The organism is Sphingobacterium sp. BIGb0116 (genome assembly GCF_024808035.1).
Taxonomy (GTDB): Bacteria; Bacteroidota; Bacteroidia; order Sphingobacteriales; family Sphingobacteriaceae; genus Sphingobacterium; species Sphingobacterium paramultivorum.
The window spans coordinates 637,965-662,657 of the sequence record NZ_JANUDT010000001.1 but is presented as its reverse complement, the minus strand read 5'-3'; the positions used below and the strand labels follow the sequence as shown (position 1 = coordinate 662,657).

Here is a 24,693-nt window from a genome sequence, read left to right as displayed (position 1 = left end):
CTTCCCTAAATTGGTCAAAAGGCCCACTCCGGTAAACTGGTTGCACAGTTTGGCGCCTTGGCACTGATTACGTCGGCAGATGGCCTGCATTGGCATGCTGCCCATCACCCTTTGGTATCACTACGCGAATTAAAGGTTGACGGACAACACAAAACAGTGCTGGCCTATTTGGAACGTCCGTTTATATAATTCGATAAAAACGGACGACCACAGGTGTTATATGCTGCTGCTTCCATTGGAGAGCCTTTTAAGAATAAGTCAGATAGGATCGCAAAAGAAGAAAACTCGTTTATTGTCAGTTTTGGACTTAATTAAAAAGGTTCTTTTTACTTAACGTCTTTTTTCTCCGGCCATTTTACAAACACGCCCGTTTCGAGCGTAAGTTCACCAGTTGCAGCATTATAACTATCCTTGGATAGAATAGGGATTTCACCGGCTACTTTACTTTGTTCGGGATTATGTGTACGGTTATGGTAAGTCGGCACGTTTTCAAGCTTGATCAATTTACCATTGATGCGTAGATTTTTTTGAACAACGGTTACTTTAGGCAATTTGTCGTATCGGATGACATTCAACCCTTCGAGGTCCCGCGGTCTTTGGGCGAAATCGATAAAATACTTGTATTGTTCCAAGAACGAAGTGATGTGCTTTTTCATCTGGATCTTTTTACCCGGGAAGGCTAGGGACCCTACATTGACCACTTTTTTTGTGCTTAAATCTTCGACATACATGGTGACCCAGGAATGTTCATAATCGCCCCAGCTGAAATAGGTTTCTTTGGGGTTAATAGCATCTGGAACGGCTTTGCCAGCGATATAGCCTTCTTTTTTTAGTGTGATGCGATAAGAACCTTTGTGCCAGCCTACGGTATTGCGGACACTGATAAAATCACCCTCCGCATCTGAACTGGCATAATATCCTGTTGTTTTTAAAGCCTTTTTTGTCTGTTCAAACCAACGCGAAAAGATGCCATTAAATTTGATCTCCTCTTCTTTGCCTGTCTTAACACTGATACCGCCACCGGCAGATTGAATACCACAATATAAAGGCATATTGTTTAGGGATATATTAAAGGGTGAAATGTAAAATGAATAGTGGTCGGGGATGTCATCTTGTACAATAATATCAATGGAAATAGAATGGAAATCATTGACGGCAGAGTCCAATACATAATAGGAATTGGTATAGTGTAAAGGGGGTAAGATGAGACTATCGGGAAAGACATATTCTGTAGCCATCTTCTTCTTGAGCTCTTCATCTATACTGCTGTTTTCATATTTTTTTTTAAGCTCCTCTTTGGTTTGGGAAAAGGCTGTGCCACTGAATAAGGTAAGCGGTACGAGCACCGCCAAAATATTTTTTATCAATTTCATAAACAGTTTTAATTGTGTTCACCAATATACTTTTTTTTCTTTTAGCAGTAAAGGGCTGATTAACCGGCCGATTAAAATAGTACAACAGACGAATCGTAAATCATTTTTGGCGAATTGTAAACGGTGGGTTGAATCTCTGACCGAGCACTTTATATTTGGTTCCAAGAAATGCCAAGAACATAGATTGGAGCTTTTTTGAAGTGGGGAATGAACCGATTTTAATTCGCTAATTCATTGTGCAGTAGATTTATGTGCACCATTTTAATTTTAATTGTCATAGTAGATAGTGCCTTATACTTAAGGTGAATGTTTTTCATAGGTAGTAAGCCGTAAAGGACTCCCCGTTCTTGCGGCTTTTTTTGTGCCTATTGGCCAGTTATAAGAATCGCTGACTAGCGTATTCCCATAGTCAGTTTGCTAGGAGATCTTATAGGTCTTGGCTGTTTTTAGGCTAGGGTAAAAAAAATAAAAAAAGTCAAAATTTCTTTAGGACGTTTTGTCTTTCCCGTTGTCATCATTGTATAAATGGAGATTTTGGCCGTTAAAGATCCATTTGCAATGCAACTACTATGAAATTTTAGCCTATTAATCATTTTTAGCATGGCACTGACTAATAAAATATTCCAACAAAGTGAGATTGAAAGTTTTGAATTCAATCACAAAGTTTTAAAAAATTGTTCATTTATCGATTGTACGATAAAAGGGAAAAGCTTCATGAACTCCATGTTTCGTGATTGTAAGTTCATTCGCTGTACCTTTGTAGACTGTAACTTTCAGTCTGTTGTTTTTCAGGAATCTGGGCTTTGGATAGAAAGTACATTCGAAGCGAATGATTTTTCGAAAGCCATTATTGGAAATTTAAAAATTGAAAAGTCTTCCTTCCTTTACAATACATTTGACAAAACAACTTTCGACGGGACGAATTTGGTTCATGTGGTTTTTAAAGGAAAGATCAGTTCTTCATGGTTTTATGGAATTCCTTTTACAGAAGATTTATACTCCACCAATCTTTTTATTCTCAAAAAAGCCAAACCATTAAGGACTCCCTTAGTAAATTTTGGTCATGCGGAATTGAAGGACGTTATATTTTCTCGAGGGCTAGATCTCTCCAGCACGGTTTTTCCAAATCAAGAACATCTTAAAATTATCAACAATCCAAGACGTTTTTTTAATAGTTTCCTCAAAAGGTCAAGAGAAGTATTCACGGATGATGAATCGTTAGTTTTCTGTCGGGACTTGGTAGATAATGTCTTGTATAAACCCGAAAATAAGGGGATGCCAATCATATTGGTTGATTTAAATCAATTTTATCCCTCATTGAATGAAAATAGAGATCGCCTTATTATTGATCTCCTGAAAGCGGGATAATCATATCATTCTATATATAATTGTTAGTGCAAAGCCGTTTGGAGTTCCCAGCTCTAGCGGCTTTTTCGCTTTATCCCTGCCATTGCCATTGTTCGCTCTTGCCATTGCCATTGTTCGATCTTGTTCCTAGTAAACACCTACCTGAGACCTAGTGTCTACCTGGTTCACTAGGTAAACACTAGGCGATTCATAGGAATTTGATCGGTTAATTGCAAAAGCAGTGCAGAAGCAGTCCAGTCAAAAGGCAGTGCAAGGGCCATAACTAATGGCGAGGGTCAAAATGCAAGCTGCTGTATCATAATTTTTTATATTTTTTGTATATATAAGAAAATTAGGTATATTTAATTAATTGTTTAAGATGAACGAATGAAAGATACGAAGTTATTAAAAGGCACTTTACAAACGATTATTCTAAAGCTATTGTCTGGAACGAAAAGAATGTATGGCTATGAAATGACTCAACAGGTAAAACTCTTAACCGAAGGAGAGTTTATCCTGACTGAGGGGGCGCTCTATCCTGCATTACATAAGCTAGAAGCGGAAGGACTCCTGGATACAGCAATAGAAGTAGTCGATGGAAGAGCAAGAAAATATTACGCCCTGACAGTGAAGGGAAAAAAAGCTCAGGTAAGTAAAATGAAAGATGCGTTGACCTTTGTGGAGAAGTTGCAGGTTATCTTGAACACTAAACCAATTGTATCATGACAGAAAAGAAATTGACCAAAGCGGAATTAGGTGTTCTGATGGATTTTATTCGTTCTAAAGGATATCGTTATGTTGATGTTCAACTTGAAATTTTGGATCACTTTGCTTGTAAGGTAGAGGAACTCATGACTTCAGATGCCGGTATATATTTCAATCGAGCCATTGATCTTGCTTATGCCAGTTTTGGAGCGGCGGGTTTTGGAAGCATTGCAGCTAGCTATGAATTAAATCTGCAACGTAAACAGATCAATAAATTTCCTGCTGATTTTTTACAATTCGTCAAGCATTGGCATAGTGCAATTTATATCGTCTATTTCACATTGTTCTATTATTTTGTGCCGCTCGATGCAGATGCTTTTTGGACGGGATTAAAATTAGGGATGATCGGTACACTCGTTTTTTATATTCCAGTATACTTATTGCGGCATCGACCTAGAGGGAGCAAATACTGCGTTTATCGCAATTATCTTGGTTTAACGATACCGATTATGGTTTTGATCATCGGGTTGGTTTCTTCGGAATGGATAGTTAATTATATTCCTTTGACTTTGTATCGTGTTGTTATTCTTATTTTTATGTATGTTGGATTAGGAATTTTGTATATCTTTGAGAAGAATCTAAAGGCCATTGTCCGACGGGTAGATGAGATCGAAGTGCTGCACCAGAGCTGACGATTAATTTTTTAAATTATGAAATATCTTTTCCTGTTGTTACTAAGCATTTGTTTTTTGTCCAGCTGTGACAAAGAAGATATTGACTTTGACTCTACGGAGGTCGGTGGTGGAACAATGGCTAAAAGGTATCAATTTGAAGGGCGTTCCGTCGGGTTTTCGGTTAGCCAGATTTACGTGGATGGTACCACAGATAAAAACTTCTATTTGGGGACAGTTTGGGGATTAAAAGATACCACACCGCAACTAAAACTAACTTCCCTTCGTAATTATTATAAACCTTTCAAAAGCACAATTTCTTCTACACAGCCGACTTTATCTCCTATTCATGTCATTCCTGGATTTGATGCTGTGCGAGCTTTCGCGAAGAAAAGCAAAGGGGAACCTGCTGTTTTGAAGCAATCGTCGGTAGGGGCATTTTTCGATTATAGGGCGATACGTTACCATCTTAATAATAGCCCTGACGTAGATAGTGTACTCAAATTGGTCCGTCACCATGATTCCACCACGATAAAAAGAGCTAATAGCCTGTTGTTGCGTCGAGAACATATTACATTTAGTCTCCATGCGGATCTGAAAGACTATGAAAAGGCTTTTAATAAGGATGCACTTGGGAAGTTAAAAAATACAGGATATAATCCCTACTATGTTTCATCAGTCAACTACGGTACACACTCGATTATGATGGGAGAAAGTGATTTTCCACGTGGTGATCTTAAAAACGTATTGGAAAAATTGCTGTACAATCAATTTTTGACGAAAACCGACGAAACGGTATTAAAAGGGTCCGACATACTGGTCTATCTGCGTGGTGGACGTCAAACAAGTTTTATTAGACGCGCAACAGGCCTGGACGAAATTAAAAAACTTGTCATTGATTATAAAAATGAACTTGAACTGCAACAGAATAGCTTTGATTATCCCATTAGCTATAGTCTAGGAGGCCTTAATTCCCATGGGCACCTGAAATTCTGGTACTCTTATGATTTTCTCGTCCGTGAGGAAAAAGAGTGATTTTTATTTAAAAATATAGATAATTAAAGGGTGTTTTTTACATTTTAGCTATTGTCGCAAACGGTACTATAGTGCTTTTTTTTGTCTATCTATTTTAACATGGCCTAAACATTAGCCTTTTTGTTTCAATACCATTTTAGCTATAAACAATTATTAAAGTGCTTCATGCGGATTTGAATGAACCTAGCGAGTTAAACATTTCAATTGATTGAAGAAAGGCCTAAGTTTTTTACTTAGGCCTTTTTAATGCTTGATTTTATGCTAATGAGCCGTTGTCAAAAGACGTTTTTTATGACTTTTTTTTACGTTGATTTTTAATCCAATTCAATGCAATAGCACTTGGTTCACGCGATGCCGAAAGGCTTGTATTGTGATCTAATAAAGGAAATAAGCAATATTCGAAGGGCTTTCCTTGTGCTTTCAGCGCATTGACATGTTCAATCGATAAGCCTACAGGTATTTGGATATCTTTGGATCCAAAAAGCCAGAGTCCTGGAGCTGTTATCGTTTTAAGTGATGTCATCGGATCGGTATTTGTAAATTGATAGCGATCTGGATCATTCGCTACATGTTGTCGGGCCTCGGCTTCCGTATGTTTATCCCAAAAATCTTTTTTTCCATTTGTAAAGAACTGGAAGCGGAGCTGCTCACGGGCAGGGATAACTGCTCCACTGTACAATACAAAAAAGTCGACCAAAGGATTTTGGTTAGTAGCTAAAGGAATGATCCATCCCGCTTGGCTGAATCCCAATAGCCCCATAGGAATGTTCGTTTTCCCTAGCTGCTGATGGAATACTTTTACCGCTGCTTGTGCATCTTTAGCGAGGAGGTGGAGGTTGGCAGAATCGATATTATTGGTACCGACCTCAGGGCCAGCATAGGTCCCCTCAGATTTTCCTACTCCGCGCTTGTCATAAGTAAATACGGCAATACCGTTTTTGGCTAAATATGAGGCAAACTCCATCATTCTTTTCTCTTGTCCAGAACCATGTATGAGGACAATGGCAGCATGGGCGCTTCGAGGCTGAAGCATGGTTCCTGCCAAGTTAATACCCTCACTCTTAAATACAATATCTTTTGTAGACCAGTCTAAAGATTGCGCTTTTGTATGCTGTGCAAAGAACACACAATAAATGGCGATAAGAAAAGGTAGCGTACTAAATGTAATCCGCTGTAAGGGAGAATAGTTCGTCAAGGAACAGTTTAATGAATAAGTTTTAGGCATAATTAATTCGGTGTTAAATTTACTTTTGTCTAAAGTAATGGGTTTAATTCTAAAAAGTTTGTGTTTTTCGGTGGACTGTGGATTTGAATCGGTAAATCGTACTGTTTTCGCTGTAAATGGGGGACTAAAATTCTCTCGAATCCTCTGCTTGGTATTTCGCAGATAGGCTATGTCCATTCCTGAAAAAAGTTTACAAAAGGTCTAATATGGCTCTTACTTTACGGTTGGTCTTATACGGGATTTTGGTTTGTCTATATTTTGTGGGTAAAAACTAGCGATCAAATTTACTTTTGATCCGTTTTTTAATCGTTATTTCTACGGAACTTATTCGTTCTTTATTCGCTTTCATCCGAATGAAGTCCGAATGAGGTCCCTATAAAGTCCGTGTTAGCTCCCCATAAATTAAGAGAATTTGTAGGAAATAAAATAGCGGCGGAATAAGATTCGTTAACAGTGTTTTAAGTTTTTCTTTCGTGTTGTATAACGTAATATATCCTTTATCAAAAGTTAACATCTGAAAATTATTTTTGAGCTGAATGAAGCGATTGTTCCTGCGGTAGTTTTCCTTAAGGAAAACTCAACAAGTAAGAAAAACTCAGCAAGGACAACCATAAATCTTATGAAAGAATAATATGCAAATTTTCTGCAACATGATTCCTCTCTTAGGGGAAACCGATCTTAGTACTGGACTTCTTATTGTTTTTGCCCTTTGTTTATTTGCCGTTGTGGCCTTTGAATTTGTCAATGGATTTCATGATACCGCGAATGCCGTTGCAACGGTAATTTATACCAAAGCACTTAAACCAATTGTAGCCATTCCTTGGTCTGGCTTTTGGAATTTTCTAGGTGTTTTTGCAGGTGGGATCGCAGTGGCTATGGGAATACTTAAATTGGTGCCTCTAGATACTTTAATGGCACTACCGGTTTCGGTAGGCGCTTGTTTGGTCCTTTCTGTATTATTAGCGGCTATTATCTGGAATTTGGGGACTTGGTATTTTGGTATTCCTTGTTCGAGTTCACATACCTTGATTGGTGCCCTTATCGGGGCGGGTATAGGCTTCACCTGGTATTATGGTGGCAGTGGTGTCAATTGGCATAAGGCCGAGGAAATTGGTCTTTCTTTGATTCTCTCACCTTTGATTGGTTTTGGTCTAGCGGTGTTATTGATGCTCTTTTTAAAGCATGTCGTCCGTTATAAAGCACTTTTTCACATCCCACAGGGGGAAGATGACAGACCTCCCTTGTTAGTACGCGGTATTCTTATACTGACCTGTACATTGGTCAGTTTTTTTCACGGTAGCAACGATGGACAAAAAGGAGTAGGACTGTTTATGTTGATCTTAATTGCATTTCTGCCTGCTCGTTTTGCAATAAACCATTCCGTACCAGATGCGGCTGTCATTAAAACGCTCGATCAAACGGAAATCGTGTTACAGACAATTGCTTCCAGTAATGTCGCTCAGGGAACGATGTTTGTGCAAGTCAACCAGGAGATTGAGCAAGTCAAGCTGCATTTGATGGATAAAAGTGTAACGGATAAAGCCGGGACTTTTAAATTCAGAAAAGAGGTTGAAGGTTTAGTCAAATCCATTGCTGCATTAGAGAGCAATAAACAGATCGATATCAATACTGAAAATCGACTGGAGCTCAATCGTAAGTTGAGCGAGTTGAAACATCTTACGGACTTTGCACCGATCTGGGTGATCTTAACTATTTCAATCGCCTTAGGTCTTGGGACAATGATCGGTTGGAAACGTATTGTAGTAACGATTGGTGAAAAAATAGGAAATGAACATTTGAGTTATGCTCAAGGGGCCTCAAGCGAGATTGTTGCCGCTTCGACAATTGGTATCAGTACCGTATTGGGTTTGCCTGTTAGTACAACGCATGTGCTTTCAAGTGGTATTGCCGGTTCAATGGTCGCTTCCGGAGGAAAGAGCAATCTGAATAAAGGGACACTCAAAAGCATCGGTCTTGCTTGGGTACTTACTTTACCCGTGTCAATTGGCTTGGCATTATTACTATTTGTATTCTTCCATCTTTTTATTTAGTTGATTGTTATCTAAATGTTTTTGTCATCCATTGCATTTGTACACATGGCTATTGACAGGTTAATATTAAAAACTTAAAAAATGAAACAAATTCTTGTTGCCTCCGATTTTTCAATCAATGCAAGTCATGCTTTGCGTTACGCCTTGTCTTTGGCTTCTCGTTTGAATATGGAAGTTGCTGTTGTACATGCCATACACCCGACAGAAGGGATCAACAACAGTACTTATAACGCGATCTTTATAGAAGATTATTACGCTAGAAAACGTGCTGCTTTGCAAGAATGGACTGATCAGGTGGTCCAGGAAAATAAATACAATGACCTCAAAGTGAGAACCGTTGTTGAAGTAGGTTATCTGCGTAATGTAGTCACAAAGTATGTTGAATATACAGATGTTTCTTTTTTGGTGATGGGAATTACCGGGGCGACAGGCATTAAAGAAATTGTCGGTAGTAATGCGAGTATGGCTGTGACAAAATTGCGTATTCCAACCTTGATTGTACCTCCTGAAAGTAATCTGTCCGCTATTCCGGTCATTACATTGGCAACGGATTATAAAACAACAAAATTGTCTGTTCGTGATGTCAAGGCACTCAATCGTATTTTAAAACTTTCGGACCCCAAGAAGTTGGAAATTCTACACGTCTCAGAAAGGGATTTGGACGAAAAGCTAGTGCGCAATGGGGAGAAAAAAATGCGTCAGTTGCTTCCTAACGTAGATATCAACTTTAATTATGTGGATGAGGATGATACACGCCCATCACATGCGATCGTTGATTTTGTTGAAAACAATCAGACCGATATTCTGTGTTTGGTCAAACGCAACCATAATATGATTTACCGTTTATTTGCAAGTAGTACGGTGAATGAAGTTTTGAACCGATCAGTTAAAGCGATTTTGGTTTTGCATGAATAATCTGAGTGGAAACTTTTTTTACGCTATATATCAAGCCGTTTTGGATTTTCCAAGCGGCTTTTTTCTTGACTTTACTAATGCTGCAGAACGCGTTGGCGCGGAAAATTCGAGTTGTCTGATCCATTTTTTATACACGATTTGAACATGTAGTTTGTGTACTTGATGAGCAAGCCCCGGCACGGAGCTTTCGATTTTTTTTGCATTCTTGGAATGAATTTGTTTAACTTGTGCTGCGAATTGCAACGTAACCAATGTATTTGAAACCCTTATCTGCGGAAAATAAGAAGAATATTGCCATTGATCGAGATGAAAGCTCGTTTAAGGCTTATTTCGTGGCCAATTATGGGGTTTTGAAGAGTAATGCTATTTCTTTTATCAAGGATAAGCAACTAGCCGAAGATGTGGTTTCCGAAGTCCTCTGGAAAATTTGGTACCTGGGTCCTGATCTAATGAACATCGCAAACGTCGAGGGCTATTTGCTTCGGGCGATAAAAAACAAATGCCTTAACCTCCTGCGCATCCGTCAGGTCATACTCACTGACGGAACGGAATATCAGGATACGTTGATCGATAAAAATACCCCGGAACAGATTTTAATATCTACAGAAAGCATACAGCGGATTCAACGGGCTGTCGAAGGGCTCCCGCCCAAAACTAAGGAGGCTTTTAAACTGGTGAAAGAGGAAAGAAAAACGTATTTGGAAACTGCGGAAATGATGGGGATATCCAAGAAAACGGTAGACAGACACATTCAAATTGCTTTAGAAAAGCTGTGGTCCTGTATTAAAGAAAAAAAATAATTTTTCTATTGGGGGTTTTGGTTTCTTTTGGTGTCTCTACCCCAAATAGACCGAATGCACATGTTTTCATCTGAGGAACAATACTTTTTATTTTTAGCGGCTAAGTTACTAGCGGGAGAGCTCACAGCAGAGGAGAGAATCGCGCTGGATGACTTGCTACGTGCCGACAAAAGTAAGAGGGAATTATTGGCCTATTTAGAGCAGAAGCATGGGGAAGAAGATCTAGAAGCTGAAATAAGCTATGAAAAGTCAAGACCAATAGAACTTACTGCTGTCGAGGATATAACCGCCCGTCCATTTATAGGTCGCCATAAAGTTAAGCTACTATCCATTGCGGCTAGCCTATTTATAGTTTTTGGAGTATTGTCCTTTTGGTTTATCAAAAATGATAAAAAGGTAGCTGAAGATACGGAATGGCAGACGATTGCTACAGGAAAGGGCGAGCGTAAATCGATCAAATTGAGCGACGGCTCGGAGGTATGGCTTAACAATGAAAGTGTATTGCGATTGAAGGCTGGATTTGGTAAAACTGATCGCGTATTGGAATTGGTTGGTGAAGGGTATTTTGCTATTGCCAAGAATCCCAATCTACCCTTGAAGATCAAAACTGCCTACGCAGAGGTACAGGTTTTAGGTACAAAATTTAACCTTCGTGCGCTTCCGGATGAGAACATGACGACGACCTCCCTGATCGAAGGGAAAGTACGACTGAAGGTTATGGACAATAAGCAGGAGAAGTTATATGAACTCCTGCCAGGAAATAAGGTGTCTGTGATCAATCAACCTGTATCAACGAATGATCATCGGAGCAAGCATGTTGTCCTGCAACCAAAAGTGACCTTTGCAAAGCTTGACCTCGTTGATGCCGAAGTTACTGAAACACTTTGGATGAAAAATAGATTGGTTTTCAATGGCGAAGGTTTTGAAGTGGTTGCGAAGAAGATGGAGCGTTGGTTCGGTAAACCCATTGTAGTCGAAAATGAGCAGCTCGCAAAAGAGCCCATCACCGGTATATTTGACGAAACAACCTGTGAAGAAGTCTTGAATGTCATCAAGCGCACAGGTACTAAACTAAATTATTATACCCAAAATGATACGCTTTATGTAAAGTAATATAAAAAAAGGGTATCCCTCATAGTGAGCAATACCCAATGTTTTAACCAATGGCATCGGACCCTAGGAAAGTAGGATGCCAATCGATTATTTCTTAAATACCAAAATTATGAAAAAAAAATCACATGTTCTTTATCATGTGCCTATCTCGTATTATCTAAAATGGTTGTTAATGGCCAAGTTTGTAATCATTTTCTTATTTGCATGTGTTGCCACTGGATTTGCAAAAGAGTCGAAAGCGCAGAAGACAGTTTCTTTACGTTTTGAAGAGATCCGACTCAAAAACCTATTGACTTCAATTGAAGAGCAGACCAAGATCAATTTTATCTACAACGATAATACGATCAATGCGATTAAAATAAAACATGTTGACGTCCGCAATAAAAAATGGATCGATCTTTTGTCGCCTATTTTGGCTAAAGAATCCTTAGAAATGGATATGGTCAGCGAAAACCGTATTATTATACGTTCCATAGCGAAGATTCAGGACAGAATCGCTTCCGGTACAATCAAAGACCAGCAAGGAAAGCCTTTGGCAGGAGTATCTGTACGTATAAAAGGTACGGATAAAATGACGCAGTCGAATAGCGACGGCCAATTTTCGCTTGTTGTTGAAAAAGAAAATAGTATTTTACAATTTTCTTATTTGGGATACCTTTCGCAAGAGATTGCCTATCAGCGGCAGGCTATTGACGTCGTTCTCCAGGAAGATCTCGCACAGCTTGAAGAGGTTGTGGTCATTGGGTACGGAACACAGAAGAAAGCAACATTGACCGGCTCGGTGAGCCAGGTTTCAGGAAGCGAGCTGCAGCGATCTCCTGCGCCGAATTTGTCCAATTCCCTAGCAGGAAGAATGCCGGGTGTAGTGGCAAATAATCGCTCAGGTGAACCTGGAAATGATCAATCGCAGATCTATATCCGCGGCAAGGGATCTTTGGGGAACAACAGTCCTTTGTATGTCATTGATGGTGTGGCCAATCGCGGAGGAATAGAACGGCTAAATCCAAGCGATATCGAGACAATTTCAGTCTTAAAAGATGCTTCGGCGGCAATATATGGTGCCCAAGCTGCGAATGGGGTTATTTTGGTAACTACGAAACGCGGTAATGGTGATAAACCTACGATCACCTATGATGGTAGTTACGGTTTCTCCGAACATACACGAACACCAAAGCTGATGGATTCTTATCAATTTATGGTGTATGATGATGAAATCAATGCACATTTTGGGCGTGCTGAAAAGTATAAAGATATCAAGGGGAAATATCTGGATGGAACGATTGATCCCTTATTGTATGCCAACACCGATTGGATGAAGTCCATATTTAAATCTTCTCCACAAACGCAACATTCTTTGTCACTTCGTGGCGGAGACGAAAAAGTGCGTTATTATGTTTCTGGAGGATACCTTTATCAAAAGCCAGGATTTAGAAATACAGATCTAAATTTTAGGACGGTTCAATTTCGTACCAACTTGGATGCTAAGGTAACCAAAGACCTTTCGGTATTAGTTGAGGTAGCCACCAGACAGGAAAATCGGAATAATTCAAACTACGATATGGGAACCTTCTTTTGGGAAGCGTTCCATGCCTATCCTTTTTTGCCTGACTATTATCCGAATGGATTACCTGGTCCAGGTCTTTCGTGGGGTAACAATTTAACGATTTTGGCTTCGGGCAAGACCGGCTATCAGCGTGTAAAGGATAATTTTGTCAATACAAAAGCAGGTTTTGATCTCAAAACACCCTGGTTATTAGATGGATTAAGTTTTTCGGGTTATGCAGCATTCGATTCACAATATAGACATGAAAAGAAGCTGAATGATATGTGGGATGCTTATCGTTATAATCCTGCAACAAAGAATTACGATAATATCCGTGAGACAACGGGCGATGCAAATATCAACCTTACTGAAAGAAACGATGATATACGTACTGAGACCTGGAATTTTAAAATCGGATACGATAAGAAATTCGGCTCACATAGTGTCAATGCTTTCATTGCTTATGAGCAGAGCAAGAACAGAGGTGATTGGTTTTCGGCATATCGGAGAGACTTCTTGAGTGATGCCGTAGATTACCTATTTGCGGGAAGTGACAATCAAAAAAATAATGACGGAAAAGCAACGATTTCGGCAAGGCAGAATTATTTTGGTCGTGTAAGTTATGGTTTTAAGGATAAGTACCTGGCTGATATTACAGTGCGAAGAGACGGCTCACAAAACTTTATCAGCAATGCACGTTGGGGTTGGTTCCCAGGGGTATCGGCAGGCTGGCGTATTTCTCAGGAGAATTTTTTCAAGGAAAATGTGTCTTTTATCAATGAGTTGAAAATCAAGGCTTCCTGGGGCAAGCTAGGAAATGACCGGGTGGATCCTTTTCAATATATCAGTACCTATGTTCTTGGAGATGGTGCCATGTTTGGTCTTGACCCCAAAAGAACAAAGGGTTTTACCGTCGGGAGATTGGCTAACCCAAATATTACCTGGGAAAAAGTGGATACGAAAAACGTCGGCTTTGAGTCTGTTTTCTTCAAGAATACCTTGAGTTTTGATTTGCAGTATTTTTATTCGATGCGTACGGACATCCTAACACCCAAACAAGCTTCTGTACCACGCTATACAGGATTAACGCTGCCTGACCAAAATATTGGTGAAATATCAAACAGAGGGGTGGAAAGTAGTTTGCTTTATCGCAATAAGATCAATGATTTTAGCTATTCGGTAGGTGGAAATTTCACTTTTGTACGTAATAAGATTCATTTTTTTGACGAAGCACAAAATACACCGGAATGGCAGCGTCGGACAGACCATAGTATAGACTCATGGCTGGTGTATAAGACAGACGGTATCTATCAAAATCAGGCTGAGATTGATGCCTCACCACATTTGCTGAATACAATGCCAGGGGATATCAAGTATATGGATGTTGATGGCGATGGAAAAATTACCAGCAATGATATGGTCCGTATCTATGAAAGTCCGATTCCTGAAATTACCTATGGTATAACAATGGGGGCCAAATGGAAAAATTTTGATTTAAATATCCTGTGGTCAGGACAGGGACGTGCAAAACAGATCATTAAACCCGGGAGTTACAACAGAGATGTAACTTATTTTGAGAACAGATGGATTTCTGAAACAGAGACACCCAATGCCCTGTATCCAAGAGCCTTCGACCGTGACGATACATTCAATAGCATGAATTCGACATTCTGGTTAAAGAATGCCTCTTTTTTAAGACTGAAAAATGTGGAGTTGGCGTATTCATTGTCGCCTAAAGTGCTGGAAAAAATCAAAATGAAAAACTTACGGGTATTCATTAGTGGATTTAATTTGTTTTCGATCGATCAGATCAAGATACAGGATCCTGAAGGAACAAATGCAGGTGGTATGTACTATCCACAACAACGGATTTATAGTGCAGGGGTGAATTTGAGTTTTTAAAGAAAATTTATTGACAGATGAATACAAAGATAAAATTATATATAACGATCTTTTTTGCAAGCTGTTTGACATCCTGTTCAAATTATTTGGATGTTAAACCGTTGGATTCCTTTACCGGAGATGCTATATTCTCGGATCTGAAATTGACCGAAACGTATGTAAATAAACGTTATACAGAAATACAGGACGGTTTTGGAAATCTTGGTTTAAGGTATATTTCGGACGAGGCTTATCATAATTTCAATTCGGGAAATCCTTATTTATATAACCGGGGAGAAGTGACGGCAGACCAGTTTGGGGATTATTCCACATGGAATGCTTATTATGAAGCGATTAAGAACTGCAATATCTTCTTTGATAATATTGATAAGTTGAAAGCCGACAAAGGGCAAGTCGATCGGTTGAATGGCGAGATGATCTTTCTTCGCGCATTCTTTTATGCGGATCTTGTCTCGCGTTTTGGAGGTGTTCCGTTGATCACAAAAACTTTCGATCTGAACAGCGATATGATGGTGCCGCGTAATTCCTACGATGAATGTATAGACTTTATTGTGAAAGAATTGGACAAAGCTGCTGGGTTGCTCCCCCTCAGTTACGAAGGAAAGGATTTTGGTAGGGCAACTAAAGGTGCAGCATTGGCACTGAAGTCACGGGTAACATTGTATGCTGCAAGTCCATATTGGAATCCATCCAATGATAAAGCGAAATGGCAAAAAGCTGCTGATGCGGCAAAGGCTGTGCTGGACCTCAATCAATACCAGCTTGATGCAAATTACAAACAGCTTTTTACAAGTAATAAGAGTAAAGAGATCATCTTTATGAAGCAGTTCAATACTGAATTTGGACATTCTTTTGACTGGTCCGATTCTCCGAATGGTTTTACAGGTTGGTCAAGAACCTGTGTGCTTCAGGACATGGTCGATGCCTATGAGATGGAAGATGGTTCTATGCCTTCTGCACAGGCCTATGCGGATGGCAAACCTTGGGAAAACCGTGAGCCTAGATTCTATGCCTCTATTGTTTGTGATGGTCAGCAGTTCAGGGGTAGAGAGATTGAGTTTTATGTATCCTCAACAGGAAACCGGGCTAATAGTGGTAAGGATAGCGAATTCGGTATTGATGATTGGAATGCATCGAAGACCCATTATACGATTCGTAAGTTTATGGATGAAAGTTTGCGTAATCCGTGGAATGATAAAAGTGCACAACCTTGGATTTATATGCGTCTGGGTGAGATATATCTAAATTATGCAGAAACCCAGTATCAATTGGGTAATGAAGAGGTAGCTCGCGCGTACATCAATAAGATTAGAGAGCGTGCACGTGGTGGGAAGGTAGGCGTACTTCCTGCAATTACGAGCACGGGTGCCGCGCTTTTGGGAAAGATACAGCAGGAACGACGCATAGAACTTGCCTTTGAAGATCATCGTTTTTTTGATGTAAGACGTTGGAAAATTGCTGAACAGACTGAAAACAAACCGGCACGAAAAATAATCATTGTACGGGACGACCAAACGAAGAAGAAAAGTTATAAAATTGAGGTGCTTCAGGAGCGGAAGTTCTTTCCTCAGCATTACTTACTTCCAATTCCACGCAGTGAGATTCAACGAAATGCATTGTTGAAACAGAATCCAAGTTACGACTAATCAACCAACCTCCAAGGGTCTGTCCTATGCAGATCCTTGGTTTATTAAATTGCTACTCCTTATGAAAACCTTTTTATTATTTGCAGTACAGACTATGCTTTCTGTCAGTGTTTTTGCGCAGAAGCAAGATATTTCAATCGATACGGACCAAAAGGAACTCCAGGAGGTCTTCGACTGGGCTAAGCAGAAAGCACGATCTTTTGTTGTTACCGGAACGCGGGGACCAGTCAATGTTTACAAGAAAAATCAATCTGCAGACATTGCTTCGTATCAACCGGCTTATTGGGCGGGATATCCTTTACGAACAGCCTTCTATTCGCGTGATTTCTGTCACCAAGCGGTGGGAGCGCATCTGTTGGGTTTGGAAGAAGAGAATTTTACGATGCTTCGGGCTTTCGCGGCAAGTGCTACGAAGGAACGAAAGTGGTTTCCTCTGTGGGCGATCAATTTTGATGGGAGCCCTTATACGTTAGACTACAGAAATGACGATGACTTTGTCCGTGAGATACCGGCAGTGTTTGAGTTGGTTGAAAAGAATGCGCAGCTCTATGACTGGACCAAGGATCAACGGTATCTTAATGATGCGGCTTTGTTGTTATTCAACACAAAAGCGGTAAGTGATTTTGTAGCATTGCATGATATTAAAAAACCAAACGGCGTGGCCGAAAGCGAAGGTTCGGGCAATATTTTCAAAGGTACGGCTACCTACAATGAACACCGTGACCAAACTTTAATTGAGGCCGGTGACGGTATTGGAAGTCAGTATCAGGCTTATTTGGCCTTCGCTAAACTTTTACGATTAACGGGTAAACGCTCCCAAGCTCAGGCCTACAACAAGAAGGCAAAAGTATTGTGGAACTATTTTAATACAGAATGGGGGGTAAAAAACAATAAAGAACTGTATAATCGAGGCTACGATAAAAATAATCTGCCCGTGTCTGGATGGGGGAAAGAAAATTCTTGGTTTCTCCCCTTAAAAGAAATTACGGACCAGCGATCAAATAGACATCTGAATTATTTGGATTATATCGATGCACAACTTGGCTCAAAAGAAGGACTACCCGAAAATATCGAAGCAATCACTTATGTTCCCGAATTGTTTTTCAAATATGGACAGAACGAACGAGGTTGGAAATGGCTGAAATATATTATATCAAAAATTAATACGGTGCATGCCATGGCTACATTGACGGGTACCAATGGTGATTACCCCGAAGTTTCTTTTGTGCTGATAAGCAACGTTGTGCAAGATATGATGGGGATTAACCCTGGGGCAAAAGGTAATTCTTTAGAAACTTGTTCCCACCTTCCTCAGGATATTGAGCGGGTTAAAGTGTCGAATGTGAAGATTGGTCGAGCAATGTATACGGTGAATCAACAGGGGATATCGGGAACTACTTTGTCGTACTCAGGAGGAGAGGCGACGCAGTACTGGCAGGCTGGTTTTCCGGGAAGTCACCCTTATCTTTACGTTAATGGTATCAAGCAGAAAAGTCATATTGGTCAGAAAAATGGTTTTACTTACAGCTATATCGAGGTGAAGATTGGCCGCGATAGGCAATATACCGTAGCAACTCAATTATAGATCGTCATGAAAATTAAATTATATTATTTGGGCATCATTGCCATGAGCCTGTTGCAGTGGAATTTGACGTTAGCTCAAAATTCAAAAAAATGGGCACTATTAAATGGGAATAGGATTGAATGGAAGGTTAAGCAGGGTGAGAATCACGAAGATCATATTGAAATGGCCGGTTTACAATCCGCTGCGGTCGTTTACTACGGTGTTCGCGAAGGTCGTCTGTTATTGGACAAAAAGATCGTATTTCCCATGTTGCGGACAGTTCCCAACAATACACATGCAAGTTTAACCGTACCTTTTCAGGATACTAAGTCTTTATTGATAAAAGTAGATGGCGTAGCGGTCGATGAGTATCCGCGACGTTTTGTACTTGACGGAAAATTAGCTGTTTATTCAACGACGAATTCAGCACTGGAAGTACAGCGGACGTTATTCCCATCTGTCGATAAACCTGTTTTGATTGAACGCGTTAAGTTGGTGAATACGGGGAATAAACCCCTGCGAATCGATCTGATTAACAAGTATTCGAAATTCCTGTCCGACCCTGTGAAAAGTGTTTATGGACAATATGTTGTACAGGCGTTGGTAAGAGATAGTCTGGTGCCAAATCTTGAGCCAAAGCAGAGTTATCTGTTTGATATTGTGTATGAAGGGAAGAAAATTTCAACACCTGTTTATCAGTATTCTCCTTCTTATGAATTACAGAAAAGGGAGGATTTTGTGAAAAGTTTAGCCGACGATCTAATGCTGGAAACCCCTAATGATACGATTAATACAGCATTTGCTTTTGCTAAGATTCGTGCAACTGAAAGTATTTATGATACGAAAGGCGGATTGATGCACGGTCCAGGGGGCTTAAGCTACTATGCTGCTATTTGGGCAAATGATCAGGCTGAATATGCCAATCCTTTCTTTCCTTTCTTGGGCAATCGCAACGGCAATGAAAGCGCCATAAACTCTTTTCGCCATTTTGCCCATTTTATGAATTCGGATTATAAACCAATTCCGAGCTCAATTGTAGCGGAGGGCGATAGTTATTGGAATGGTGCTAAAGATAGAGGGGACATGGCTATGATTGCCTATGGAGCATCCCGGTATGCGTTGGCATTGGGAAAGAAAGATATTGCTGTCGAATTATGGCCATTGATCCACTGGTGTTTTGAGTACCTGGAACGGCAAAAGACAAGTGAAGGAGTTTATCGATCGGATAGTGACGAACTGGAGGGGAGAGCACCGGCAGGTAAAATTAATCTGTCGACAAACAGTATCGCCTATGGTGCCTTTCAGAGTGCGGCAGACCTTGCTCATGAATTGGGAAAGGAGGATCTTTCTCTGCAATACAGACGACAGGCTGAAGAACTCCGTCATTCGATTGTGCGTTATTTTGGTGCTGATGTGCAAGGCTACTCCACCTACCGTTATTACGATGGCAATACCATCTTAAGGGCTTGGATATGTTTGCCTATGACCATGGGGATCACCGAGCGGAGTGCTGGAACAGTTGATGCATTATTATCAAAATATCTCTGGACAAACAACGGTATACTCACACAATCCGGAGATAAGGTATTTTGGGATCGGGCAACCTTATATGCTTTTAAGGGATTTTTTATGACGGGAGCAACCGAAAGGGCGCTGCCTTATTTTAAGTATTACTCTTCAATGCGTCTTTTGGGGGATCATGTACCCTATCCGGTTGAGGCCTGGCCTGAAGGTGGACAAAGGCATTTAAGTGCCGAAAGTGCCTTGTATTGCCGGGTCATAACAGAAGGATTATTTCATATTGTACCCACTGGTTTTCGAAAGTTTAGTATAAGTCCCAGTTTGCCAAAGGAATGGAAGTATATGCGGCTTAGACGTATAAAGGCTTTTGACCGGGTGTTTGATATTGAGGTATCCCGGAAAGGCAAACAAGAGTTTCTTATCGTGAAACAGCAAGATGGTCAACTCATTCAAAAACCAATTTTGAGCCAGCAGGCAATCAGTATCACCTTAAATTAACCGAAAAAATCTCCACAAGTCGTCCTGTGGAGATTTTTTTTAGTCAAGCTTCGGTTGAAACCTTCGCGGGTCTATTATTTTTCGGAATAGCTAAATTGAACAAACGGTTGCGTTTTGATCAGAGTTGTCAATGCTGATAATTCTCGTTATTATCGTAAGGTTATAGCCTGTTCGTAAGCAGATTGACTATAGTTTGTTCGTTTATAAAATAAGAAAATTGTGAAAAAATATCTATTTCTTGCAGGTATTCAGGTATTGTCAGTGCTAGGGCTATCGGCTCAAATGACAAGGTCAAATGTACCATTACAGCTATTTGGTACCCGGAGCTGGATCCGTGTAGACATGAAGGATAATCAACCGAGCATGTCCGGATCGAAAGTCTTTTGGGCAAAAACGAATAAGAAACCGCAGACAGCCAATGCGATATTGGCAGAAGGTGTCAAACGTTATTATATTCAGCAGGTAGATCCTGAAACGACCTATTATATCTGGATAGAATCTGCTACAGGAAAATCCTTGGCGAATGGAAAAGTGTATACGAGCAAGAGATGGCAGCTGGATGATACTGAACTCGATGAAGAGCAAAAGAATCCAAGTTCAAGAGCAGTTCCTGTTGGTATGGAAGTCTATTGGCAGGATGAATTTAACGATCAATTACTTAATCGGAATAAATGGACGACCAACTATTTTTCATCCTTGAACTATCTGAATGCAAAATCCAAGGATGAAATGTTGCATGATCGTTTGCCACAACCCGCTTATACTTTAAATGGATCAGCGATCAATTTGTATGTCAATGATACTATTCCCAAACGGATTTTTACAGCGGGTGGCAACCAGAAGATTTCATCCATCCAAACCTACGATTGGAAGTCCAATGAAAATTTACTGGACAACAGCAAAGGTGGGTACTTTGAAGTTAAGGTAAGACGTAACCGACAGGGTAGTCCCAAGGGAACAAATACAGCTTTTTGGTTTGATTCACCTGGACCAGATATTCGTTATTATCTTCAAGAAGGATCCGAAGTCGACGGAATTAAAGGCATTCGCCCCAAGGGACAGCTTTTCGAAATCGACGTTTTCGAATATATTACAGCTCAGTTTGTGATACATGGACATGTTGATCAAAAAGGGGTATTTCAACGTAATCTTGCTACACATATTGCGGAGGGGTATGAACATGTCGGACAATGGGTAACACATGGGGTATTGTGGACACCTACAAGTATTAAACATTATATCAATGGAGATCTGATCAAAGCGTATACGAATAAAAATCAGATTTATTCACCCAACCACTTTTTGAACGTATTTCTTGGAGCTTATGGATCTGAAGGCGGAGTCAATATGGAGGTCGATTATATTCGGGCGTATAATTGGCCTTTAAAAGATGGTAATGAATTGCCTAATCCAGATTTTGAGAGTAAGTCTGCCCTTGCACCTTGGGAAGGAGCAGCGGTCATCGAAGAAGGGCGCGGAGAAAAGGGGAGTAAAGCGGTGGTACTTGCGCCGGGTCAAAAAATAGAGCAATATGTTTATTTGGATCCCCAACAAGACTTCAAACTTGTCTATTGGAGTAAAGGAGACAAAGTCCAGGTGGAAGTCGATGATGTCGCTGTCGTAACAGGAAAGTTGTCGAATTTAAAGACGTTAATACCTGATTTAGGAAAAAAAGGGGGCAAGCAGGAGCTTGATTTTGTTACTGGCAAGGAGATCAATCCGAATAAAAAAATTGTTCGGATCGGATTTACCAATGTAGGAAAGGGAAACGCATCTTTGGATAATATCACGTTGAAGAAAAGATAGTTATAATGCGGTTTTCTTAATAAATATTGGCTCCATGTATATCACGTAGGAGCCTTTTTTATGTTTTTTTATGCGGTAAATGTTTCTTTTGATATGCTGAAGGTGACATATTTGTCTGTTTTTTGAAGAAATGAGAGAAAGTAGCGGAGTCCTCAAAACCCAATTCAATCAGTGTAGTCTTTATTGGATTGGCCCCCAAACTCAGCAGGTGCATAGCTTCCTTTAATAAACGATTATGAATCAGTTTGAGGGGGCTAGTCTCCATGTATTGCTGTGTTTGCATCCAAAGACTTTTTGCAGTTATATTCAGTAAATTTGCGTAATAAGCGACATGGTGTTCTTGTTTATAATGAAGTTCTACTAATTCAAGAAAGCGATTCAGGATGGCTGGATAAGCGTATGGTGCTAAATTATCGATGTGTTTGATTAAGGAGTGGTTAATCTCTAGTAAGCTAGTTGCCAAACGTGATAAAATGAGTGATAATGGTGGCTGATAGCGATAGAGTTCGTTACGGATCTTATCGAATTCATAGCGGAGCGTTTCAAATTCATATGGCGTGACCTGAAGTATCGGATAATCTTTAAGGAGTTTTATGTTGATTGAAAGCGAATGACATAATTTTTCAAAATTTTGCCAGGGAATTCTAAAATGATAAACAGCGGTTTCTTTGAAAAAATAGAAAGAACTTGACTGACCGGGGAACATTAGATGAATTTGATAACCCATGATATTATGTTGCCCCTGATCAATCTCACGCCTACCTCCGCTCGAATGTATTAAGATAAGGGTCACCACTTCTTTACTTTTGAGCATATGGTAGGTGTGGACCCTGATATTCCGCATTCGATATAAAAAACCGAGATGCTCTACCTCGTTGTCGCATGTTGTTATGTTTGCAGCATTAAACATAGTTGTTTTGGTCTGGGGAGGTATTAAGTGTACGATTTGTTTTATTGAGTTTTTACGATTCTTATTTTAGTGGCCATAGGGATATTCCTGTACCCAATGAAACTTGCGCTGTATTAATTCGAACGCTTGCACTTCTTGTTTAATAAGTTTAATGTGCGCTGTATGTTCATTAAAGGTTTTTGTCAGAAGAATATTTCCGTCAGGGTTGATCTGATAATCAAATTGATAATTGTTTAGGGTAATTTTCTTCGCGGCTGCATCAATTACAACACTCTCCCTTTGTGGGGTATAGTCTGTGTTGCGTATTAATACCTGGTTGTTATCAATTTCGAAAACAATAAGTCGCCAATCTTCGGGGATTGATTTGCCTTGTGTTCCCGCTTGTTCAATACGGTAGATTCCATATAGTGGTGACTTCGTTTGGTACTCAGCTATCTTTTTTTTTGTACTTAATATGCCCATGCCCTGTTGCACGATAAAGAGCAGTAACACCACCAATTTGGCGATAAACAAACTTTTTCTTTTCCAGCTTTTGTTGAATAGGGGTTGTTGGATCGGGAGTAACTGCGCAGGTTTTCCTGAAATAAAAATTGCGAACAATGCTTTTAGGTAGGGAAGCAGTAGAAATATGGAAAATAGCAGGAGTGCTGTGGAGACCATTTTAACAGGAACATCATAAAAATAATTAACGGCCATAATATTAATACTTGTCGCAACTGTAATTAGTGCACCAGCAACCACCGTTTTTCTGAAAAGCAATAAGCCGGATAATATTTCTACTGAACCAATAAGTATATTGTAGCCTTGAGAGTAACCAATATAGGTCCATGCCAGCCCCATAGGAGAATACTCGCCCAATGGCTGGAGAAGTTGTGTTAACCTCGGCGGCTGCATTTGCATATAGAAGACTTTGTATAGTCCATAGTTAATAAGCATAAAAGCAACATAATAGCGTATTGCTGTGGTTAACCAATAGGAAAGGATTGTGTAGCTGGCTCTTCTTCGATCCAATATGGACCATAAAGCTGCCCCAACTAATGCCAGTAGGAGTAGGATCAATAGGGATACCCAGGCATAGGAGGTATCTCCACTTCCGTTGATGAAGATGCTGTGGTCGTAAGAATAGCCCAATATATTTTCTGCAAACCAGGGAGTCAACCTTTGCATAAAATGGGTAAGAGGGGTGCTGATATATCCATATAAGGGATAAGTGCCGTTATTAAAAACAAGAATAAACGACAAAATGAAAATAAAGGAAAATCGAAAACCTAATTTTCTAAAGGCAGGCCACCGTTCTGGGCCGTTTTCGTTAAGAATATTCATGATTAAAGTTTATAGTATTTAAGTTAATATTTTTTGATAAAATAGGTCGTATGTTTATTGAAATAAATAATCGATTAAATAGTAAATAATCATTACGATGTATTTGAATAGAAGTTTTTATCTTGCTCTTAAAAAATAAGAATCATGGACAAGATCAAAGAATATTTTGAATCGCTCGTTGTCATGAATGATACGGACTGGGAAGTATTTTCCGCTAAGCTTGTTAAGATGGAGTTTCCAAAAAAGTCATTGATTTTGGAAATCGGAAAAACTGAACAGTATTTATCTTTTATTGAAAAAGGAATTGTACGTTTCAATATCCCAAAACTGGACTATGATTTTACTTTTGGATTTGCTTTCGAAAACTCTTTTGTAAGTGGGTACGATTCCTTCTTGACGCAGCAGCCTTCATCGTATCATCTCGAGGCAATAACAGATTGTATTTTATGGCGGATATCGTTTGAGGATCTCCATGCGGTATATCAAACAACAACGGTTGGGAACCTAATTGGTCGGAAAGCGGTTGAGGACATTTTTCTAAAAAAAATGAAACGGGAACTGACGCTACTTGAAGATTCGGCAAAAACCAGGTATATCAATTTGATGCGTGAGCAACCCGAACTGATTCGCAACATTCCCTTAAAATATCTGGCTTCTTATATTGGCATTAGACCGCAATCGTTAAGCCGGATCAGGAAAGAAATTTATTAACAAATGTTCATTGATAACAAAAGGAAGGGCACCT

General features: G+C 39.8%; 18 protein-coding genes. 14 read left to right on the top strand and 4 right to left on the bottom strand.

Features of this window, described 5'->3' with window-relative positions:
• Positions 1 to 326 precede the first annotated feature (326 nt).
• The gene (locus M2419_RS03065) at positions 327 to 1,373 is read right to left on the bottom strand and encodes a hypothetical protein (protein ID WP_259254202.1); all 1,047 of its coding nucleotides are present in this window, start codon (positions 1,371 to 1,373) and stop codon (positions 327 to 329) included.
• 600 nt (positions 1,374 to 1,973) lie between these two features.
• On the opposite strand from M2419_RS03065, the gene M2419_RS03060 reads away from it, so the two are divergent.
• From M2419_RS03060 to M2419_RS03045, 4 genes are all read left to right on the top strand, one after another.
• Positions 1,974 to 2,741, top strand: coding sequence for a pentapeptide repeat-containing protein (locus M2419_RS03060; protein ID WP_259254201.1), 768 nt, complete (start codon positions 1,974 to 1,976; stop codon positions 2,739 to 2,741).
• Between the two features lie 366 nt (positions 2,742 to 3,107).
• Complete coding sequence (locus M2419_RS03055) at positions 3,108 to 3,446, top strand: PadR family transcriptional regulator (protein WP_153845752.1); 339 nt, start codon at positions 3,108 to 3,110, stop codon at positions 3,444 to 3,446.
• Positions 3,443 to 4,117 (top strand): hypothetical protein, encoded by a 675-nt coding sequence (locus M2419_RS03050; protein WP_259254200.1) that lies wholly within the window; start codon positions 3,443 to 3,445, stop codon positions 4,115 to 4,117. Before M2419_RS03055 ends, M2419_RS03050 begins: the two co-directional genes overlap by 4 nt.
• Positions 4,118 to 4,135: 18 nt before the next feature.
• Positions 4,136 to 5,131, top strand: coding sequence for a hypothetical protein (locus M2419_RS03045; RefSeq protein ID WP_159727772.1), 996 nt, complete (start codon positions 4,136 to 4,138; stop codon positions 5,129 to 5,131).
• A 289-nt stretch (positions 5,132 to 5,420) separates the two neighbouring features.
• Here M2419_RS03045 and M2419_RS03040 read toward each other — a convergent pair whose 3' ends face one another.
• A complete protein-coding gene (locus M2419_RS03040) occupies positions 5,421 to 6,533 on the bottom strand; it encodes a S9 family peptidase (protein ID WP_200845556.1) in 1,113 nt (370 codons plus the stop codon).
• Positions 6,534 to 7,006: 473 nt separating this feature from the next.
• Here M2419_RS03040 and M2419_RS03035 point away from each other — a divergent pair, with 473 nt between their 5' ends.
• From M2419_RS03035 to M2419_RS02995, 9 genes are all read left to right on the top strand, one after another.
• Entirely contained in the window at positions 7,007 to 8,407 is a 1,401-nt protein-coding gene (locus M2419_RS03035) for an inorganic phosphate transporter (RefSeq protein ID WP_182331158.1), read from the top strand.
• 81 nt (positions 8,408 to 8,488) lie between these two features.
• Positions 8,489 to 9,322, top strand: a complete 834-nt coding sequence (locus tag M2419_RS03030) for a universal stress protein (RefSeq protein ID WP_153845756.1) — start codon at positions 8,489 to 8,491, stop codon at positions 9,320 to 9,322.
• Positions 9,323 to 9,573: 251 nt separating this feature from the next.
• Complete coding sequence (locus M2419_RS03025; RefSeq protein ID WP_120332520.1) at positions 9,574 to 10,122, top strand: sigma-70 family RNA polymerase sigma factor; 549 nt, start codon at positions 9,574 to 9,576, stop codon at positions 10,120 to 10,122.
• Between the two features lie 60 nt (positions 10,123 to 10,182).
• Positions 10,183 to 11,235, top strand: a complete 1,053-nt coding sequence (locus M2419_RS03020; protein ID WP_159727768.1) for a FecR family protein — start codon at positions 10,183 to 10,185, stop codon at positions 11,233 to 11,235.
• A 109-nt stretch (positions 11,236 to 11,344) separates the two neighbouring features.
• Positions 11,345 to 14,680, top strand: a complete 3,336-nt coding sequence (locus M2419_RS03015; RefSeq protein WP_259254198.1) for a TonB-dependent receptor — start codon at positions 11,345 to 11,347, stop codon at positions 14,678 to 14,680.
• Positions 14,681 to 14,697: 17 nt separating this feature from the next.
• The gene (locus tag M2419_RS03010) at positions 14,698 to 16,326 is read left to right on the top strand and encodes a RagB/SusD family nutrient uptake outer membrane protein (protein WP_153845758.1); all 1,629 of its coding nucleotides are present in this window, start codon (positions 14,698 to 14,700) and stop codon (positions 16,324 to 16,326) included.
• Between the two features lie 61 nt (positions 16,327 to 16,387).
• A complete protein-coding gene (locus M2419_RS03005) occupies positions 16,388 to 17,911 on the top strand; it encodes a hypothetical protein (protein WP_259254196.1) in 1,524 nt (507 codons plus the stop codon).
• 6 nt (positions 17,912 to 17,917) lie between these two features.
• Positions 17,918 to 19,909, top strand: coding sequence for a hypothetical protein (locus tag M2419_RS03000; protein WP_259254195.1), 1,992 nt, complete (start codon positions 17,918 to 17,920; stop codon positions 19,907 to 19,909).
• A gap of 219 nt (positions 19,910 to 20,128) precedes the next feature.
• The gene (locus M2419_RS02995; RefSeq protein ID WP_259254194.1) at positions 20,129 to 21,715 is read left to right on the top strand and encodes a glycoside hydrolase family 16 protein; all 1,587 of its coding nucleotides are present in this window, start codon (positions 20,129 to 20,131) and stop codon (positions 21,713 to 21,715) included.
• A gap of 58 nt (positions 21,716 to 21,773) precedes the next feature.
• Here M2419_RS02995 and M2419_RS02990 read toward each other — a convergent pair whose 3' ends face one another.
• On the bottom strand, positions 21,774 to 22,559 hold the full coding sequence (locus M2419_RS02990) for an AraC family transcriptional regulator (RefSeq protein WP_194932864.1): 786 nt from the start codon (positions 22,557 to 22,559) through the stop codon (positions 21,774 to 21,776).
• 132 nt (positions 22,560 to 22,691) lie between these two features.
• The gene (locus M2419_RS02985) at positions 22,692 to 23,948 is read right to left on the bottom strand and encodes a hypothetical protein (protein WP_153845762.1); all 1,257 of its coding nucleotides are present in this window, start codon (positions 23,946 to 23,948) and stop codon (positions 22,692 to 22,694) included.
• A 144-nt stretch (positions 23,949 to 24,092) separates the two neighbouring features.
• On the opposite strand from M2419_RS02985, the gene M2419_RS02980 reads away from it, so the two are divergent.
• Positions 24,093 to 24,659, top strand: a complete 567-nt coding sequence (locus M2419_RS02980; RefSeq protein WP_153845763.1) for a Crp/Fnr family transcriptional regulator — start codon at positions 24,093 to 24,095, stop codon at positions 24,657 to 24,659.
• The last annotated feature ends 34 nt before the right edge of the window (positions 24,660 to 24,693 follow it).